Annotated in this window: 17 protein-coding genes and 1 tRNA gene; 2 read left to right on the top strand and 16 right to left on the bottom strand. The window is 67.0% G+C overall.

Annotation, left to right across the window (positions count from 1 at the left end; all coding sequences use genetic code 11):
* Position 1: 1 nt before the first annotated feature.
* Entirely contained in the window at positions 2–1447 is a 1446-nt protein-coding gene (locus ABIC90_RS12630; RefSeq protein ID WP_354354461.1) for an ELWxxDGT repeat protein, read from the top strand.
* Here the strand turns inward: ABIC90_RS12630 and ABIC90_RS12625 are convergent.
* The 9 genes from ABIC90_RS12625 to ABIC90_RS12585 form a co-directional block, all read right to left on the bottom strand.
* Positions 1428–2360 (bottom strand): alpha/beta fold hydrolase, encoded by a 933-nt coding sequence (locus ABIC90_RS12625; RefSeq protein ID WP_354354460.1) that lies wholly within the window; start codon positions 2358–2360, stop codon positions 1428–1430. The two genes, ABIC90_RS12630 and ABIC90_RS12625, sit on opposite strands and share 20 nt — an antisense overlap.
* A 12-nt stretch (positions 2361–2372) precedes the next feature.
* Positions 2373–3536, bottom strand: coding sequence for a pyrroloquinoline quinone biosynthesis protein PqqE (gene pqqE / locus ABIC90_RS12620; RefSeq protein ID WP_354354459.1), 1164 nt, complete (start codon positions 3534–3536; stop codon positions 2373–2375).
* The gene (gene pqqD / locus ABIC90_RS12615) at positions 3514–3783 is read right to left on the bottom strand and encodes a pyrroloquinoline quinone biosynthesis peptide chaperone PqqD (protein WP_354354458.1); all 270 of its coding nucleotides are present in this window, start codon (positions 3781–3783) and stop codon (positions 3514–3516) included. The genes pqqE and pqqD overlap by 23 nt, the downstream gene beginning before the upstream one ends.
* Positions 3780–4526, bottom strand: a complete 747-nt coding sequence (pqqC, locus tag ABIC90_RS12610) for a pyrroloquinoline-quinone synthase PqqC (protein WP_354354457.1) — start codon at positions 4524–4526, stop codon at positions 3780–3782. Before pqqC ends, pqqD begins: the two co-directional genes overlap by 4 nt.
* Before the next feature lie 4 nt (positions 4527–4530).
* Positions 4531–5451 carry a pyrroloquinoline quinone biosynthesis protein PqqB gene (pqqB, locus tag ABIC90_RS12605; protein WP_354354456.1) on the bottom strand — a complete coding sequence of 307 codons (921 nt, stop codon included), beginning with the start codon at positions 5449–5451 and terminating at the stop codon, positions 4531–4533.
* A 54-nt stretch (positions 5452–5505) separates the two neighbouring features.
* Complete coding sequence (gene pqqA, locus ABIC90_RS12600; RefSeq protein WP_080898329.1) at positions 5506–5580, bottom strand: pyrroloquinoline quinone precursor peptide PqqA; 75 nt, start codon at positions 5578–5580, stop codon at positions 5506–5508.
* 40 nt (positions 5581–5620) lie between these two features.
* The gene (locus tag ABIC90_RS12595) at positions 5621–7843 is read right to left on the bottom strand and encodes an outer membrane protein assembly factor BamB family protein (RefSeq protein WP_354354455.1); all 2223 of its coding nucleotides are present in this window, start codon (positions 7841–7843) and stop codon (positions 5621–5623) included.
* A gap of 91 nt (positions 7844–7934) precedes the next feature.
* Positions 7935–8996, bottom strand: coding sequence for a ThuA domain-containing protein (locus ABIC90_RS12590; protein ID WP_354354454.1), 1062 nt, complete (start codon positions 8994–8996; stop codon positions 7935–7937).
* A gap of 171 nt (positions 8997–9167) precedes the next feature.
* Entirely contained in the window at positions 9168–10178 is a 1011-nt protein-coding gene (locus ABIC90_RS12585) for a TRAP transporter substrate-binding protein (protein WP_354354453.1), read from the bottom strand.
* Between the two features lie 143 nt (positions 10179–10321).
* Between ABIC90_RS12585 and ABIC90_RS12580 the strand changes: the two genes are divergently transcribed.
* Positions 10322–11113, top strand: a complete 792-nt coding sequence (locus tag ABIC90_RS12580) for an IclR family transcriptional regulator (RefSeq protein ID WP_354354452.1) — start codon at positions 10322–10324, stop codon at positions 11111–11113.
* A 478-nt stretch (positions 11114–11591) separates the two neighbouring features.
* On the opposite strand, the gene ABIC90_RS12575 is transcribed toward ABIC90_RS12580, so the two are convergent.
* The 7 genes from ABIC90_RS12575 to rsmB form a co-directional block, all read right to left on the bottom strand.
* The gene (locus tag ABIC90_RS12575; protein ID WP_354354451.1) at positions 11592–11918 is read right to left on the bottom strand and encodes a retropepsin-like aspartic protease; all 327 of its coding nucleotides are present in this window, start codon (positions 11916–11918) and stop codon (positions 11592–11594) included.
* A gap of 123 nt (positions 11919–12041) precedes the next feature.
* On the bottom strand, positions 12042–12278 hold the full coding sequence (locus ABIC90_RS12570; RefSeq protein WP_354354450.1) for a hypothetical protein: 237 nt from the start codon (positions 12276–12278) through the stop codon (positions 12042–12044).
* Between the two features lie 240 nt (positions 12279–12518).
* Positions 12519–12594: transfer RNA gene (locus ABIC90_RS12565), tRNA-Phe, on the bottom strand.
* A gap of 18 nt (positions 12595–12612) precedes the next feature.
* Complete coding sequence (locus ABIC90_RS12560; RefSeq protein ID WP_354354449.1) at positions 12613–13314, bottom strand: response regulator; 702 nt, start codon at positions 13312–13314, stop codon at positions 12613–12615.
* Between the two features lie 78 nt (positions 13315–13392).
* Positions 13393–15723 carry a sensor histidine kinase gene (locus tag ABIC90_RS12555; RefSeq protein WP_354354448.1) on the bottom strand — a complete coding sequence of 777 codons (2331 nt, stop codon included), beginning with the start codon at positions 15721–15723 and terminating at the stop codon, positions 13393–13395.
* Positions 15720–16367 (bottom strand): DUF4390 domain-containing protein, encoded by a 648-nt coding sequence (locus ABIC90_RS12550; RefSeq protein ID WP_436318205.1) that lies wholly within the window; start codon positions 16365–16367, stop codon positions 15720–15722. The genes ABIC90_RS12555 and ABIC90_RS12550 overlap by 4 nt, the downstream gene beginning before the upstream one ends.
* Positions 16348–17679 (bottom strand): 16S rRNA (cytosine(967)-C(5))-methyltransferase RsmB, encoded by a 1332-nt coding sequence (gene rsmB / locus ABIC90_RS12545; protein ID WP_354354741.1) that lies wholly within the window; start codon positions 17677–17679, stop codon positions 16348–16350. Before rsmB ends, ABIC90_RS12550 begins: the two co-directional genes overlap by 20 nt.
* Between the last annotated feature and the right edge of the window lie 83 nt (positions 17680–17762).

Raw genomic sequence — 17762 nt, 5'->3', positions numbered from 1 at the left:
GATGGCTTCGGCTTCATGCGCCTTCGGGCGCCCCGCATGGCTGGCCTCACCATTGGCCGCAACACTGGCCGCGCTGTTCGTGCAGCTGCCCGCGGCCGCGCAGGACCCCGAGCGCGAGGTGCTGCCCGAGCAGCGCCACGCCCTCGCCTTCGTTTCTCCCACCGGGCTCGCGCCGCTGGGCGGAAAGATGCTCTTTTCCGCCTTCCACATCGCATCGGGCCAGGAGTTGTGGGTCACCGACGGCAGCAGCGCCGGCACGACGCTGCTGAAGGACATCCGCCCCGGCTTCCGCGGCGCCTTTCCCACGGGGCAGACGGCCTTCAAGGGCCACGTCTACATGACCGCCACCGACGGCGAGAGCGGCCTGGAGCTCTGGCGCACCGACGGCACCGCCGCGGGCACGTCCCGGGTCGTCGACCTGCGGCCCGGCGAAGAAGGCGCCATGCCCAGCGAACTGACGGTGTTCGGCGATGCGCTCTACTTCGTGGCCGACGACGGCCGCACGGGGTTTCAGCTGTGGAAGACATCGGGCACCGCGGACACGACGGTGCGCGTGTCCTCCATCGATGCCGGGCCACGCGCGGTCGCGCGGCAGCTCACCGTGGCCGGCCGCCGCCTGTTCTTCACCGCGACCACGCGCGAGCACGGCCATGAGCTCTGGGTGACCGACGGCACGCCGGCGGGCACGCGCAGGGTGAAGGACATCCGCCCCGGCCCCGAGGACGCAGGCATCCAGGCGCTGACGGCCATGGGCGATCACATCTATTTCACCGCGCACGACGGCACGCACGGCACCGAGCTGTGGAAGAGCGACGGCACCGAAGGCGGGACACGCATCGTCAAGGACCTGCGGCCCGGCGAATCGCCCTCGCGCCCTTCGCACCTGGTGGCGATCGGCCGCACGCTGTACTTCGCGGCCGACGACGGCGTGCACGGCACCGAGCTCTGGAAGAGCGACGGCACTGACAGTGGCACGACGCTGGTGAAGGACATTCGCGCAGGCTCGGGCGGGTCCATTTCGAGCCCGCTCACAACGATGAACGGCCGCGTCTACTTCGCAGCGACCGACGGCGCATCCGGCGCCGAGTTGTGGCGCAGCGACGGCACCGCCACGGGCACCGTGCAGGTCAAGGACATCGCACCGGGCGCAAAAAGCGGATCGCCCGCGCGCTTTGCCGTGATCGGCTCGCGCCTGTGGTTCTCCGCGAACGGCGGCAGCGCGACGGGTGTGGAACCCTGGATCAGCGACGGCTCGCCGGCCGGCACGCGCGCCGTCGCCGATGTGGCGGCAGGCCCGCGCAACGCACTGCCGCTGGGTTTTCGCGCGCTCGGCGATGCGGTGCTCTTCGCTGCCGACGACGGCCGCGGCAACGAGCGGCTGTGGCGACGCAGCAAGGACGGCCGCGTGACGCTGGTCGGCGCGCCGCTCAAGGAACGCTTGCGCTGAAGGCCTGCGTGTCCGCGTAGTCGCGCAGCGCCTGCTTCATCGCTGCGGCCAGGGCCGGATGGGTGGGGTCGTGCCCCGCGCCCTGTGCCCATTGCAGGATGGCTCGGCCATGCAGGATGTTCGCGAGCGCTTGCGCACCTTCCGGCGGGCACACGGCGTCGTGCGTCCCGTGCACGATGAGCGCAGGGACTGCGGGCAGCACGGCGCATCGTTGCAGCAGCGTGGGCGCGCCGAGCCAGCATTCGTGACGCAGGTAGTGGCTCTGCACGCGGTAGCGCGACACCAGCCGCTGCAAGGCGGCGTCATCGCCCGGCGGTGCGGCATTTGCGCCCGACATGTGCTGCTCCCAACCGGACCAGCAGAGCGCGGCATGCCGCTGCGCCTCCCGCGTTCCATGCGCAAAGATGTCCGCGAGCACCACCGTGATCGGGCATTGCCGGCGTTGCGCTTCGTTCGACAGCACGCGCCAGTCGGGGCCGCCGTGCCGCGCGGCCTCCGCGAAGAAACCGTGGATGTCCGAAGCGCGGGCCAGGAACACATTGCGCAGCAGGAGGCCTGCCACGGCTGAAGGCTGGTCCAGCGCATGCAGGAGTGCCAGCGTGGCGCCCCACGATCCGCCGACCACCAGCCACCGATCGACCTTCAGATGTTCGCGCAGCAATCGCAGGTCGTCGAGCAGGTCGGCGAGCGTGTTGAATGCGATCGATCCTGCGGGCGTGCTTTGGCCCGCGCCGCGCTGGTCGGGGCAGATGATGCGGTAGCGCGTGGGGTCGAAGCCGCCGCGGAGCAGTGGCGAGGTTCCCGAGCCGGGCCCGCCGTGGAGCACCAGCGCGGGCAGCCCGCGCGGATTGCCGTGCTCTTCCACATGCATGACATGGCCGCCGCTCAACGGCAGGCGATGCACGATCGTCATGAGCGTGCCGGCTCAGCCGCGCGAATTGGCATCCGTGCGGAAAACGAGCTCGCCCGCCCGCCGCGCACCCGGCACGAAACGGATCGGCGCAACGGCCTCGCGCGGGTCCGCCGCCGCGGCAACCATCGCCTCGACCTCCGCATGCCGAGGGCTCTTCGGGCAGACCGGATCCGTGGCGGCCGCGTCGCCGGTGAGCAGAAACGCCTGGCAGCGGCAGCCGCCGTGGTCCTTCTCCTTGTCTTCGCAGCTCCGGCAGGTGCTGCTCATCCAGCCGGTGCCGCGGTAGGCGCCGAATGCCGGGCTCTCTTGCCAGATCTCGCGGATGGAGTGTTCCCGCACGCTCGGGAAGTCGAGCCCCGGCAGCATGCGCGCGCTGTGGCACGGCAAGGCCACGCCATCGGGCGCGACCACCAGGAACACGCTGGCCCAGCCGGCCATGCAGGGCTTGGGCTTGCCCTCGGCGTAGTCGGGCACCACCCAGAGGATCTTCATGCGGCCTTGCAGGCGCGGCCGGTGTTCGTCGACCACGGCTTCGGCTTCAGCCAGGGCCGCGCGCGTGGGCATCAGCATCTCGCGGTTGCGCCACGCCCATCCGTAGTACTGCACGTTGGCCAGTTCGAGGAAGTCGGCTTCCATCGACTCGGCCATCTCGATGATGCGGCCCACGTGCGGAAGGTTGTAGCGGTGCATCACGCAGTTCAGCACCATTGGATAGCCCAGGTCCTTGATGGTGCGCGCCACGCGCTGCTTGAGGTCGAAGGTCCTTGTCGAGCTGAGGAAGTCGTTGAGTTCGCGGCTGGAGTCCTGGAACGACAGCTGGATGTGGTCCAGCCCCGCGTTCTTCAGCGCCTGTGCGCGCTGCGGCGTGAGGCCCACGCCCGAGGTGATGAGGTTGGTATAGAAGCCCAGTTCGTGCGCCGCCGCGACGAGCTCGGTGAGGTCTTCGCGTACCAGCGGTTCACCACCCGAAAAGCCCAGTTGCACCGCGCCCATGGCACGTGCTTCGCGGAACACGCGAATCCATTCGTCTGTGGTGAGCTCGTTGCTGTAGCTGGTGTAGTCCACCGGGTTGGAGCAGAACGCGCAATGCAGCGGGCAGCGATACGTCAGCTCCGCGAGCAGCCAGAGCGGCGGCTTGGCTGCAGCGCGCGGATCACCGGATCCAGTGGCGTCCATGGGCCTGCTCCAGGAATTCGATCACGTCGGCCCGCAGGTCGGTTTCCGCGAAAGTGCTCTCCAGGTCGGCCACCAAGGCCGCGACGCTGGTCTTGCCGTCGCAGCGCTTGAGGATCTCCGCTGCCGGGCCGTTGAGCTTGATCATGCCTTCGGGAAAGAGCAGCACATGGCACTGCTGCACCTCCTCCCACTGCAGCCGGTACATCGTGCCGATGGCCGGTTGTGCGTTGTCGGTCCATTGCGTCATGGCCGATGCTCCTTCGCAAGATCGTCGGGGTAGGCGCGCTCGATGGCATCGAGCATGGCCCAGAGGATGTCGAGCTTGAAGCCCAGGATCTGCAACGCCCGATCCTGCCGCTCGCGCGTGGTGCACCACTGCATCGCGACCTCCAGGCCGTGCTCCACGTCGCGGTCGGCCAGCGGGATGCGGCTGCGGAAGTAGTCGAGGCCCGAAGTGTCGATCCACGGATAGTGCGTGGGCCAGCCCGCGAGCCGGTCCTTGTGGATGCGCGGCGCGAACATCTCGGTGAGCGAGGAGATCACCGCCTCCTGCCACGGCGCGGTGCGTGCGAAGTTGACGTACGCATCGACGGCGAAGCGCACGCCGGGCAGCACCAGCGCGTGCGATTCGAGCGTCTCGCGCGCGAGGCCGGTGGCGATGCCCAGGCGCGTCCAGATCTCAATGCCACCGGCGTTCGCGCCTTCGTGGCCGTCATGCCCGTCGTGGTCGAGCATGCGCACCACCCAGCGCCGGCGCGTCGCGCGGTCGTCGCAGTTCGAGAGGATGGCCGCGTCCTTCACCGGGATGCGGCACTGGTAATAGAAGCGGTTCGCTACCCAGCCTCGAACCTGGAAGGGCTGGAGTTCGCCCGCATTGAGCCGGCGGTTGAAGGGGTGGTGGCTGTGGTAGCGGGACTCCATGGCGCGCAGCTTCGATTCGAAGACCTGCGGGGACCACGCGTCCTGGTGCTGCTGTTGCTGCTGCGTCACGGGTTCAGATCTCCAGTTCCATGCCGTCGAAGGCAACCTCGATGCCGCGGCGCGTGAGTTCCGCGCGCTCCGCGCCGTCTTCGTCGAGCATGGGATTGCTGTTGTTGATGTGGATCAGCACCTTGCGCCTTGCAGCGCAGGCGTCGAGCGCTTTCAGCATGCCGGGGCCGTGCGGCCCGTCGCATTGCGGCAGGTGGCCCATGTCGGCCGCGCGCTTGGTGCCCAGGCCTGCGGTGAGCATCTCGTCTTCGGTCCAGAAGGTGCCGTCGACCAGCACGCAGTCGCAGGCGTCGAGGCTTTTGCGTTCGGCGTCGCCGACTTGCGCCAGGCCCGGCGCGTAGAGCACGCGCTTGCCGGAGGCCGGGTCTTCGATCAGCACTGCCGCGTTGTCGCTGCGCGCTTCGGTCTGCCGACGCGGTGAATAGGGCGGCGCCTTGCCGGGCACAGGCACGGCCTGCAGGCGCAGGCCTGCGATCTCATGCCATTCGCCGCCACCGGGCACCAGCGGCATCGGGTGCCAGTTCACGCCGCAGTATTTGTCGAGCGCTTTCAGCAGCGGCAGGCTGCCGGTGAGGTCTTCATATGACTCGGGCGTGCAGTAGAGCTGCAGGCGTGGCCCTTCGCGCAGGCTCAGCAGGCCCGCGACGTGATCGATCTGCGAGTCCATCAGCACCACGGCCTTGATCGGCGAGTGGCGCACGCCGTGTTGAGGTTGCAGTGCTTTAGACGCACGCAGCTGCGCGCCGATGTCGGGCGAAGCGTTGAGCAGGATCCAGTCGTCGCCATTGGCAGACACGGCGATGGAGCTCTGGGTGCGCGCACTCGCACGGACCTGGCCGCTTCGCTGTCCCGCGCACAGGCGGCAGTTGCAATTCCACTGCGGGAAGCCGCCGCCCGCCCCCGACCCAAGAACCAGTATCTTCATAGGCACAAGAAAAAACGGCACCGGTGAAAGCCGGTGCCGTTGTGTTGCCCGCGCTCAGCGGGCGGAGATGTACATCGTGATCTCGAAGCCGAAACGCAGCTCTTCGAACTCGGGTTTGCACCATTTCATCGCATTGCTCCTTCAGTGGTTGGGGATTGAGGACACGGTATCAATACACGACGATCTTGCCCGTAGGACGGGGGCTATGGCAGTCGTTGTAGAAGTATTCGCCCGGCGTGTCAAAGGTGTGGGTCCCCGACTGACCCGGGGCCAGGTTGAAGTTGAACCGGCCTTCGAAGAATTGCGTGGCGCAATGCGTGTTGACGTTGGCGACCGGATTGGTGAAGGTCACCGTGGTGTTCACCGGCACGCGCATGAAGGTCGGCGTCATGGCATTCACCGCTGTCGATTCCGTGGCGCCGGGCTCGTTGGCGGCGGTCTGCACGCGCGCCAGGAACACGGTGTTGGGCGTGGGCAGCGCCGCGCCTTCCACCGCCGAGCCGGACACCGGCCGGCGCACGACGGGCGGTGTCGGCGTGGCAGGCGGCATCACCGTGCCGCCGACCTTGAAGGCCCACAGCCGGTCGCCGCGCGGTGCCGAATCGCCATACGGAATGCCCGTGCCGCCCGAGAACACCGCCACGTACTGCTCGCCGTCGATCTCGTACGCGATGGGGCTGGCGCTGATGGCCGCGCCCGTCTGGAAGCGCCACAGCTCGCTGCCGTCGTTGGCATCCATGGCGAGCAGGTTGCCGTCGGGCTGGCCGATGAAGAGCAGATTCGATGCTGTGGCCAGGATGCCGTTGCCGTGCGCGAGCGAGTACGGCATCTGCTTCTTCCACTTCACGAGGTTGGTGCTCGGGTCGACCGCCACCACCGCGCCCGTCATGTAGGTGCCCGGCGGGCGCAGGCCGTTGCTCGACTCGGTGAGCGAATGCGCGGCCGACACGTAGCCCATGCCCGTGTAGACGAGACCGGTGCGCTGGCTGAAGGCCTGGTGGTTCCAGTTGGCGCCGCCGCCGTGACCGGGGATGGAGAGGATCGGCACGTCCCAGTGCGCGTCGTAGAGGCAGCCCTTCACGTAGTTGGGCACGGCGCGATTCGGGTCGCCGGGAATGGCGGTGCCCAGCGGCTGGTCGACGATGCAGGTTTCTGTCCACGCACCTTGGCGCGGCAGCGGCTGCGTGGGCCAGCTGGCCTGGCGGGCATCCTGCTTCACCGGCACCTCGTCGATGCCCAGCGGCGCGCTGCCGTCCTTGCGGTCGAGGATGTAGTACATGCCGGTCTTGCTGCCGTAGATGACGACCTTGCGGTCCTTGCCATCGATCTTCACGTCGGCGAGCACGGGCGACATCACGTTGTCCATGTCCCAGATGTCGTGGTGCACCGACTGGAAATGCCACTTGTATTCGCCGGTCTTCAGATCGAGCGCGACGAGCGAGTTGGCGAACAGGTTCAGGCCCGGACGCGTGGAACCGTTCTGCGATGAGCCGCCGCGCACGTTGCCGAAGGTCCAGTAGATGAGGCCGAGCTCGGGGTCCACCGCGGGATGGATCCACGGCGTGGCGCCCGCGCGGTCGGACTCGGCCGCACCGCCCCAGGTGTCGTAGCCGATCTCGCCGGCGCGCGGCACGCCCCAGAACGACGTCAGCACCTTGCCGGTGAGCGCATCGGCCGAGAACGCGGCGCCGCGGCTGCCGTCGTTGGTGCCGAGGAACAGCCGCTTGTCGTGATAGACCAGCGCCACCTTCTGCAGCGCGCCCTGGTAGTCGGGGTCGGTGGCGCTGCTGGGGTACTGCTTGATCCATGCGATGGCGCCGGTGTCGGTGCGCAGTGCCACCAGGCGGTTGCCGGTGGCCACGGTGAAGACCAGGCCCAGGTCCTTCGCAACGGCCACGCCGCGGCGTGTGATCGCGCCGTAGGGCGTGGTCCACTTCCACTTGGTCAGGCCGGTCTTGCCGTCGACCGCAACCACGTTGCCGACGGCCGACTCGATGTAGATGGTGCCGTCGACCACCACCGTGGTGCTCTGGTTGTTGCCGGTGGCCATGCCGCCTTCGATCTGGTTGACCCAGGCGCCGCCGAGCTTGGCGACCTGGGCCTTGTCGATCTTCGCAAGGCTGGAGTAGTTCTGGTTGCCCAGGTTGCCGCCGACCTTAGGAAAGTCCTTGTCGCCGGCGGTGCAGCAGTCGGACAGGTTCGCCGAAGGTGCCGCGGGTGCGGGCGGCGGCGGAGGCGGTGCGCCGGGCTCCGGCGGCGGCGCGGGCGGGGCCGGCACCACCGGGAATGCGGGCGTGCCGCCGCCCGATGATCCGCCGCACGCGGTGATCAACAACGGCGATGCGAGCACGCCGCAGGAAATCAGCAGCGTGACCAATGACTTTGGTTTCATGGATGTCTCTACTCGTTGAACGTTGGAACGGAAGTGTTCGGAACGACCGGTGCCGCACGCCTCGCGCCGCACCGGTCCCGGAAGGCCGTCGTTACTCGGTGCAGAAAGGCGTGAGGCCCATCGCCGACTTCACGCCCTGGACGACCAGCTTCTGGAACTCGATGGCGCCGACGCCCGAGAGGTCCGCGGTGAACGAATGGGCGTTGTGGCCGAGCGTGGTCAGCCATGCGCGGCCGCCGTCGTAGTACTGGCACCAGGCGACCGGATGGAAGTCCGCATGGCCGGGGTGCGGCGCGGAGGTCAACGGCTTCAGCGTGGAGGTGTCGACCTTGGCAAGGAACTTCACCTTCGTGGGGAAGGGCGCGAGGTTGTACCACTCGTCCTGGAAGGAGAAGCGCTTGGGCACGTCCTTGGTCGAAGGGTCGTCCGAGACGATCTCGACATCGCCTGCACGGTTCGGACCGTGGTTGTAGAAGTTGGCGTTGCCCAGCAGTCCTTCGTAGTAGGGCCAGTTGTATTCGGCACCGAAGGCGTTGTGCAGGCCGACGAAGCCGCCGCCGCGGCGCATGTAGTTGCGCAGCGCAGTGCGTGCGGCATCCTGGCTCGTGCTGACCGCGCCGTTCCACAGCGTGTCGCGGTTGGAGCTCGCGAAGATGATGGCCTTGTAGTTGTTGATGCGGCTGCCGAGGATGGCGACGTCTTCGGTCCAATCGACCGTGATGCCTTCGGCCGTGAGCATGCGCACCAGGCCGGCCTGCATGACGTTGTCGGGGTTCATCACCGGGTTCAGGCCGGTGCCCATGGGCGTGCCCAGCACCGCATGGCGCGGACCGGCGGTGCGCGAATAGACCAGCACGCGATCGGGCGTCGTGGCGAACGCGCCCCAATCGTTGTAGCACTTGGGGTTCGTTCCGCGGCAGACGTTGTAGTAGGTGTCGAAGCTGTCGTCCACCTCGGCCACGGGGTCCGTCGGCTGCACCGGCACTTCGTCGGTCGGCGCCGTCGGCTCGGTGGGCGCGGCCGGCGCGACGGGCTGGATCGGAAAGCCCGCGAACGACGGGCCGCCGCCGCTGCCACCACCGCACGCGGTCACCGCCAGCGCGAGCGCCGCGGTCGATGCAAGTCCGAAGAGAAATGATCTGGAAGATTTCAAGGGTGTCTCCTTTTTTTGGTCGAAGCGGGACCCGCGGGGACATGTCCCCGAGAGCGGATTGGGCTGCTCGGCGGCGGCCGGCAGGAGCAGCGGTGGATGCAGATTGCCGGCAGGAATGAGGGGGCGTTCAGCCCGTGGCGTGGTTCGCGATGAACGCGGACGGCCGGGTGGTCAGGGCTTGCGGATGCGAGCGAGTTCGTCGTTGTAGAGCTTGACGATGGCGGGTTCGTACTGGGATGCGAACTTGTCGATGACGGGCTTGGCGATGGTGCGCATGCGGTCCTGCTCGGCGGGGGTGAGCTCGTTGAAGAGTGCGCCCTTGGCCTGCAGCTCGCCCACGGCTTTCTGGGCCGCGGCACGGCTGACCTGGCGTTGATAACCGCGCGCCTCATTGGCCGCGTCATTCATCATCTTCTGCTCGGCCGGCGTGAGCGAGTCCCAGAACTTCTTGCTCACCAGCACGATGTTGGCGGCGTACACATGGTTGGTGGCGCTCACGAACTTCTGCACCTCGAAGAACTTGTTCGACAGGATCACCGCATACGGATTCTCCTGACCGTCCACCGCCTTCGATTCGAGGGCGCCATACAACTCGGCAAAAGGCATCGGCACCGGGTTCGCCTTGAAGGCCTTGAAGGTCTCCAGGAACACCGGGTTCGGAATCACACGGATCTTCAAGCCTTCGAGGTCTTCAGGCTTGGTGATGGGCCGCTTGCTGTTGGTGACGTTGCGAAAGCCCAGGTCCCAGTAGCCGAGCGCAACGAGGCCCTTCTCGGGGAGCTTGGCGATCAGCGCCTGGCCGAGCGGGCCGTCGAGCAGCGCATCGGCCTGTGCGAAGTTGTTCACCGAGAACGGAAAGTCGACCAGGCCGAACTCCTTGACGATGCCTGCGAGCGAGGTGGTGGCCGGGGCCGACATCTGCTGCACGCCGCCCTGCAGGGCCGATTGCTGCTGCATCTCGTTGCCCAGCTGGGAGGCGGGGAACTCCTGCACCTTCATCTTGCCGCCGCTCTTGGCCGCGAGCAGTTCGGCAAAGCGCTTGACGCCGAAGCTCACCGGGTGGTCGGCGTTGTTCAGGTGACCGAAGCGGATCACGCGCTCCTGCTGGGCCTGCGCGAGGGAAGGAAGGGCCAGCGCGAGGGCGAGACCGGCGGTGGCCAGCGAGCGGTAAAGCGTTCTCAAGATGATCTCCAGCTGCGATGTAGGGAATGCATGTCGGGGCGCTCGAAATGACGCCTCCAACCTCCAGGCGGCGCGATCTTAATTGGAAAGTGGAAAATCTTTCTACTAGTGAAAACACTTGGCAAAATGCTAAAGTTGATCGCATGACCGCCATACTCGAACGCAGCTTCAAGGTGCTTGAACACCTGGCCGGCCACCCGGAAGGCCGCGCCCTTTCCGCGCTGTCGGCCGAGCTGGAAATGCCCTTGAGCGCCACCCATCGGCTGCTGAGCGAACTGGTGCGCTGCGGCTACGTGCGGCAGGACCAGAGCCACGGCGACTACATCCTCACGATCAAGCTCGTCTCGCTGGGCTTGAGCTTCCTGAGCAACAGCGGCATCGTGGACATCGCGCAGCCGCTGCTCGACAGGCTCGCAGCCGCGTCGGGCGAGCTGGTGCGGCTGGCGGTGGTCGACGGCGACGAACTGACCTTCGTCGCAAAGGCGCAAGGCGCGACGCGCGGTTTGCGCTACGACCCGGACATGGGCCTGTCGGTCAATCTTTCATGCAGCTCGGCAGGCCACGCCTGGCTGTCGACGATGACAGACGAGCAGGCGCTCCAGTTGGTTGCAAGACAAGGCTTCGGACAACCCGAAGACTTCGGGCCGAAGGCGCCCACCACCGTCAAGGCGCTGCTCGCGTATTTGCGCGCGGCGCGCAAGCGCGGCTTCTCGATGATCAGCGAGGTGTTCTCCCCCGCGATGACGGCCATGGCCGCGCCGGTGCGCAACAGCGGAAGCAGCAGCGGCGCGGTGATCGGCGTCATCACGATCGCGGGGCCGATGGTGCGGCTGTCGGAGGAACGCATGCTCGCGCTGGGGCCGGATCTGCTGGTGGCTGCGGAAGACCTGGCGCGGGCGAGCGGGGCTTCGGCGCATTTCAAGAAGAGGGCCTGACGTACGCTGACGGCGGAAAACATCCGGCCAACGAAAAAGCCCTTGATCCTGTGAAGAATCAAGGGCTTCGAATTTGGTGGCTGGGGCGGAATCGAAAAATCGTCCGCGCGCCACGCAACACCGACCGCCGTACTGTTAGCAGGACACACCCGACCCTTCACTTGGATCGGGAGGATGTTTCCCATGCCGCTTTGCCGAACGACTTTGACATGGCCGGCATCGCACTCCGTCATGCTCGCGGTTGCGTTTTGTCCAGCCGCAGCCCACGCAGCCTGCAGATATGCCAAACCGGCATCGCATGCCGCTTGAAAGGCCGGCCGCCAAGGCCCGGCCCTCTCTGCTTCACCTTCCACGACCCAAGGGCGTACTACACGACGCAGCACAAGGCGCAATACGGCTCGCTTCCCGAGTTGCACGCAGACATGAAGACAACTGCATGGGTGTACGACCGCTCTCGCATCTCCGAGCGCAGAGGGCTTTAAGCCCATTGAAGAATGAAAGTGCGCCGAGGCCCATCGATGGTCGTCAAGACGGTACTCAACACATCTCGACCAAGCAGACCATCTATACCCTCGTTATGCAATTCCTGAGCAAGCACTTCCAGCGCTGGAATTTCATGTGGTCGGTCGCCGAACAGATGTGAGTCAATGCGCAGACTGGCGTCATACGTGTTGCAGGCGGCACCTGTCACGCCTGTCGTAATGGTGCGCACAGGCGCCGCGCCGCTGGGAGTGAGTCCCAGCGATCTCATATGAATTTCCGCGATCATGGTTGTATCTGCCCCAGTGTCGATCAGCAACTGCACTGTGATCGGAGGCGGGACATGAAGGCCGCGCGCTCTCATGAGATTGCGCAGCGGTTCGCTGGGGCCTATATGCGCATCGATGATCGGACCGCGCGCCCCATACCTCGCACGGATGACAGGCACTTAGCCTAGGTCGCGAGTGAAATGTGCGGCAGCGAAATCTTCGGTCACTTTTTTGACGAAGAAGCGCTCCAGACCGAACTTGTCGTAGGCCCAATTCAATGCAGCCTCGTACGTGCGTTCGAAATGAAATGGCTGCGACTCGCGGATCACGACATATTCGCCGTCGTGGCCGTTCACGATCATCTCGGGCAGCTTTGCGCAGTAGGTCTGGAACTCGGTTTGGAGGTCAACCGTCATGACAAAGCCCGAAGGAATGTGTGCATGATTTTCTCCACTTTGTAAGTTGTAAACCGTCTGTCCACAAGGTTATCCACAGACGGCTTGCTGAGGCTACCGAATACGGTCGACTAAATCAACGCAAATTTCCCTCATATTTGAGGTATCGCAATCAAGTGTCGCAATGACGTCGAATTCCCGTGGTGGGAATAAAACGAGAAAGGCGCTACAACCTTGATAGCTGTAGCGCCTTACGGGATATGGTGGCCTGGGGCGGAATCGAACCACCGACACGCGGATTTTCAATCCGCTGCTCTACCAACTGAGCTACCGGGCCATTGTGTGCAGCCCTAAATTATACAGCGGTTCTGCGGCCTCTTGAAAGATCGACGCCAAGTTGTTTGAGCTTGCGATAAAGATGGGTGCGTTCTAGGCCGGTTTTCTCGGCCACGCGGGTCATCGAACCGTTCTCCATCGCCAGGTGGAATTCGAAGTACGCCTTCTCGAAGCCGTCGCGGGCATCGCGCAGCGGGCGATCGAGATCAAAGCTTTGGGTCGACTGCGGGCCGGCGTCCGGCACGGGCACTGCGGCCAGCGAGGCCATGAGCAGGCTGTCGCCGGTGGTGGTGATGGCAGCGCCCTGGTTGCCGCCGGTGGGCACCGGCACCACGCCCGCTGCGGCGCGCCGTGCGCTTTCGCGTGCAAGGCCCTGCTCCACGGCCTTGAGCAGCTTCTGCAGAGTGATCGGTTTTTCGAGGAAGGCGAAGGCGCCGATGCGCGTGGCGTCCACCGCGGTGTCGATGGTGGCGTGGCCGCTCATCATGATGACGGGCATGCTCAGGAGGCCGGCGGTGGACCATTCCTTGAGCAGCGTGACGCCGTCGGTGTCGGGCATCCAGATGTCGAGCAGCACCAGGTCGGGCCGCGCACGCTGGCGCGCGGCGCGGGCCTCGGCGGCGTTTTCCGCGAGCTCCACGTTGTGGCCCTCGTCATTGAGAATTTCGAAGAGCAGGTCCCGGATGCCCAGCTCGTCATCGACCACGAGAATGTTTGCCATGAGTGCTGATTGTTGTGTGCGCTGGTGTGTGTTGGTTCGCCGTCCGGCCCAGCGTCCTTGCGCTGGATTGATGGACGCTCAGGCGGTGGAAGACTTGGAATCTTCGGTGTGAGCGACCGCTGCCCGCAGCTCGCCTGCCAGCGCGAATGATAGCGAGACTTGCGCCCCCGCCACAGCCCCGTCGACAACGCGGTTGGAAAGCTCGATGCGCGCGCCGTGCTCGTCCGCGATTTTCTTGACCACCGCGAGCCCCAGACCTGTACCTTTTGTTTTCGTCGTCACGTAGGGTTCGAAGGCGCGCTTGAGGATGTTTTCTGCAAAGCCGGGGCCGCTGTCCTGCACCGTCAGGCGCACGCGCTGGCCCGAATCGCCCAGCCGGGTGCGGATGATGACCTCGCCCGCCCTGCCGGTGCCGCTGGCGGCCGCCTCGGCGGCGTCCTGCGCGTTCTGCAGCAGGTTGTGGATGACCTGGCGAATTTGCTGCTCGTCGCCGCGAATGGACGGACAGCGCTCGTCGAGCTCGGAGCGCAGCGCGATGGGCAGGTTCTCGGCGTTGTAGAGCTGGAGCACGTCGACCAGGAGCGCGTTGAGGTCCACGGGCTTCAGGTCGGCCGCGGGCAGCCGTGCGTAATCGCGGAATTCGTTCACCAGCCGCTTCATCGCATCGACCTGGTCGACGATGGTCTTCACCGACTTCACCAGAATGGCCTGCTCCGGCGGCGCGACCTTGCCGGAGAGCTTCATCTCCAGCCGCTCGGCCGACAGCTGGATGGGCGTCAGCGGGTTCTTGATTTCATGCGCGAGGCGGCGCGCCACTTCGCCCCAGGCCTGCGCACGCTGGGCCGACACGATCTCGGAGATGTCGTCGAACACCAGCAGCCGCGCGGCACCGGGCAATTCCGCGCCGCGCGCGACGATGTTGATGGCGCCGTCCTTGTGCGGCAGGTCGTTGCCGGTGGCGTGCAGCTCGAAGGCATGCTGCCAGTGGTCCAGGCCGTGTTGCATGCGCTCGACCTGAAACTCGTCGAACTGCTGCTGCACCTTGGCGCCGAAGTCGGCCAGCCCCGGCACGTCGACGAGCGACTGGCCCTCGTAGGCCGCCAGCGGCGCGCGCAGCACGCGGGTGGCGCCCGGGTTGGTGGACAGCACTGTGCCCTTGGCGTCCAGCACGATCACGCCCGAGGTCAGGTTGTCCAGGATGGTCTGCAGGTTGGCGCGGGCGGCATCGAGCTGGCCCATGGTTTTTTCGACCGCGCCGCGGGCGTCTGACAGCTGCTGGGTCATGACCGCGAACGAGCGCGTCAGGCCGCCCAGCTCGTCCTTGCCCTGCAGCACGGCGGTGGGCCGCAGGTCGCCGGCGGCCACCTGGCGCACGCCGTCGGCCAGCACGAGCAGCGGCCGCGCCAGCTGGTTGCCGAACAGCACGGCCAGCAGCACCGCGCCGAACACCGCCAGGAAGAGGCTCAGCGTGAGCGTGCCGATGTACATGCGGCGGAGGCCCTCGCGGGCGAGCGCCCGCTCCTGGTACTCGCGATTGGCCTCCTGCACCGCCAGCGCGTTGGCGACCACGGCCGGCGGCAGCAGGCGCGTCACCTGCAGGTAGCGCCTGGCTGTGTCGAAGTCGAAACCCGGGCTCTGCACCATGGCGAGCGCGCGCACGCTGGCGGCAGGAGGCGGCCCGCCGGGCACCGCGATTTCGTCCAGGCCTTCGATGTGCGCGATCGCGCGGTCCGGGCGCACCTGGCGGAACTGCTGCACGGTCGGCCGCTCGGGGTTGAGCTGGAAGCGCGAGGTGCCGGCGCTGGCGATGAGCTGGCCGGAGCCGGTCCAGAGCACCACGTCGCTCGCTTCGAGCTGGTCGCGGATGCGCTCCAGCGCCAGGCCGGCGCTCGCATCGGACACCTGCGACAACTGGGCGCTGGCGGCACGGGTCTTGGTGGAGAGGTCATCGGACAGCGAATCGAGCGTGGCACGGCCCAGGTTCAGGCCCGCATCGAGGGCGCCCTCGACCTTGACGTCGAACCAGCTCTCGATCGAGCGCGCAACGAACTGGTAGGACACCACATAGACCAGCGCCCCCGGCACCACGCCCACCAGCGCGAAGATGGCCGCCAGCTTGATCAACAGCCGGCTGCCGAACTTGCCCTGGCGCAGCCGCCGCAGCAACCTGAAGGCGACCCAGCCGATCACCAGCACCAGCAGCACCGCCACCACGACGTTGATGCCGAACAGGCGCACGTAATAGCGTTCGTACAGCGCGCGGTTGTTGGTGGCCTGGGCCAGCAGGAAGATCAGGACGAGGCCGATGGCCGTGACCAGCGCGGCGCCCACGCCCACGGCCCAGCGCATCGCGCGCGAGCGGCTGGCGGCGGGGGTGGCCGCTGCGCCGCTGCGCGGTTTGGTGCTCACCGCTGCTTCTCCAGCGCCAGCCGCGCGGTGCGTTCGGCCGAAATGTTCCAGTCCGCCTGGCCGACCACGCCGATCTGGAACGGCCGGGGCAACTGCGAGGTGTCCAGCCGAAAGCGGAACATCACCTGGTGCACCGGGTCGTCGCCGATTTCCGCGGCGTCGCCCAGGCGCAACCGGCCCACGCGCCTGATGGCCTCCAGCGCATCGTCGAGGGTGTCGAAGTTCTGGTTCAGCGAGATGCCGAAGCCGGCCGCGCCGGTGATGGGCACCGGCGATACGTTGAGCCGCCAGCGGCGGGTGAGCGGCTGGTAGGCCAGCCGCATGTGGCGCGTGGCCTGCGCGACCTTGCGGTCGGTCCAGTACCAGCGCTCCTGGTACAGCTCGGCCTCGGCCACGAAATAGATGGCAATGCCCTTGTCGAGCACTTCCTCGACCAGCGAGGGCAGTTCGAACTGCACGGCAGCGCTGAGGTAAACGCCGTCGTCGGACTGCTCCAGGCGCATCTGGGTGATTGCCGTGTTCGGACGGCCCTGGGCCCCGGCAGGCGCCGGCAGCCACGCCAGCAGCAGCAACCCGATCAGCAACGCCGCGGCCAGCAGGACCGACAGGCGCGAACGGACGGGCTCAGGGCGGGCGTTTTTCAAGCAGGGCGTAGAAGAAGCCGTCGTGGTCACCAGAGGGATTGTCCGGGACGCCACGGACATTCCCCCCGCTTTGGGGCAGCAAATGGCCGGGGGACGGTTGCAATCGTGCGTCAGTGTTGTGTGCAAGGAACGCATCAATTTGTTGCGAGCCCTCTTCCCGGAAGACGGAACAGGTGCAGTAAAGGAGGCGGCCGCCGGGCCGCACGAGCGGCCAGAGCGCGGCCAGGAGCGAGGCCTGCTGGGCGGAAAGCTGGGCGGTGTCGCTCTCGCGGCGCAGCCAGCGGACATCGGGATGGCGCCGGACGATGCCCGAGGCGGTGCACGGCGCATCGAGCAGGATGGCGTCGAAGGGCGTACCGTCCCACCAGGCGGCGGGGCGGGCCGCATCGGCCACCACCACCTGGGCCTTGAGACCGAGGCGGGCCAGGGTTTCGTCGATGCGGCGGCTGCGGACGCCGTCGACCTCCAGCGCCATGACCTCGGCCGAGCCGGGGCCGGCCAGCTCGAGCAGGTGCGCGGTCTTGCCGCCGGGGGCGGCGCAGGCGTCGAGCACGCGCAGGGGCCCGGCGCCGGGCTTCGCTGGCAGCAGGCCCTCGAGCAACAGCGGGGCCGCGAGCTGCGCGGCCTCGTCCTGCACCGAACAGGCGCCGTCGGCAAAGCCGGGCAGTTGCTGCACGGGGCGGGCGCGTCCCAGCTGGAGGCCGCTGGCGCCCACGCGCACGGCGGAGAGGCCCACTGCCTCGAGCTCGGCCTGGTAGGCAGCGACCGTGGATTTCTGGAGATTGACCCGCAGCGTCATCGGCGCCTGCGCGTTGTCGGCGGCCAGCACCCGCTGCCAGTCGCGCGGATGATCGCGCTTGAGCCGCTCGATCCACCAGCGCGGATGGTTCCATTGCGCAACCGGCTCCTGGTCGGTGATGGCAACGAGCTCATCGCGCTCGCGCAAGAAGCGCCGCAGGCAGGCGTTGATGAAGCTGGCCTGCGCCCGCGTCGCCGGATTGCGCTTGGCGGCCTCCACGGCCTGGTCGACCAGCGTAAAGGGTTCGTACGGTGCGCGTTCACCGTCCCAGGCCAGCCCCAGCGCGGTGCAGAGCAAGGCATCAGGCAGCGGCGGCGGGGTGCGCTTGGCCAGGTGACGGCGCAGCGCTTCGGCCCGGCCAAGCCAGCGCAGCACCTGGAAGCCGAGCGCCTGCACGCCAGGCCGCATGGCGGGCTCGACGGCTTCGAAGGCCACGGAGCCCGAAGTGCCGGCGCGGATCGACGCGAGCGCCGCAGCGGTCAGTTGCAGTTGGCGCCACAGCGGCGGCTGCAGCGAAGGCGCTGCGTTGCCGGGGGAATCGGAAGGTAGGTCAGACAAGTTGGGGCGATGGTAACGGGCGGGCCAAAGGCACTGCG

Source organism: Variovorax boronicumulans (genome assembly GCF_040544675.1).
Taxonomy (GTDB): domain Bacteria; phylum Pseudomonadota; class Gammaproteobacteria; order Burkholderiales; family Burkholderiaceae_C; genus Variovorax; species Variovorax boronicumulans_D.
The sequence above is the reverse complement of the archived record's forward strand: the minus strand, read 5'-3'. Positions and strand labels throughout refer to the sequence as shown.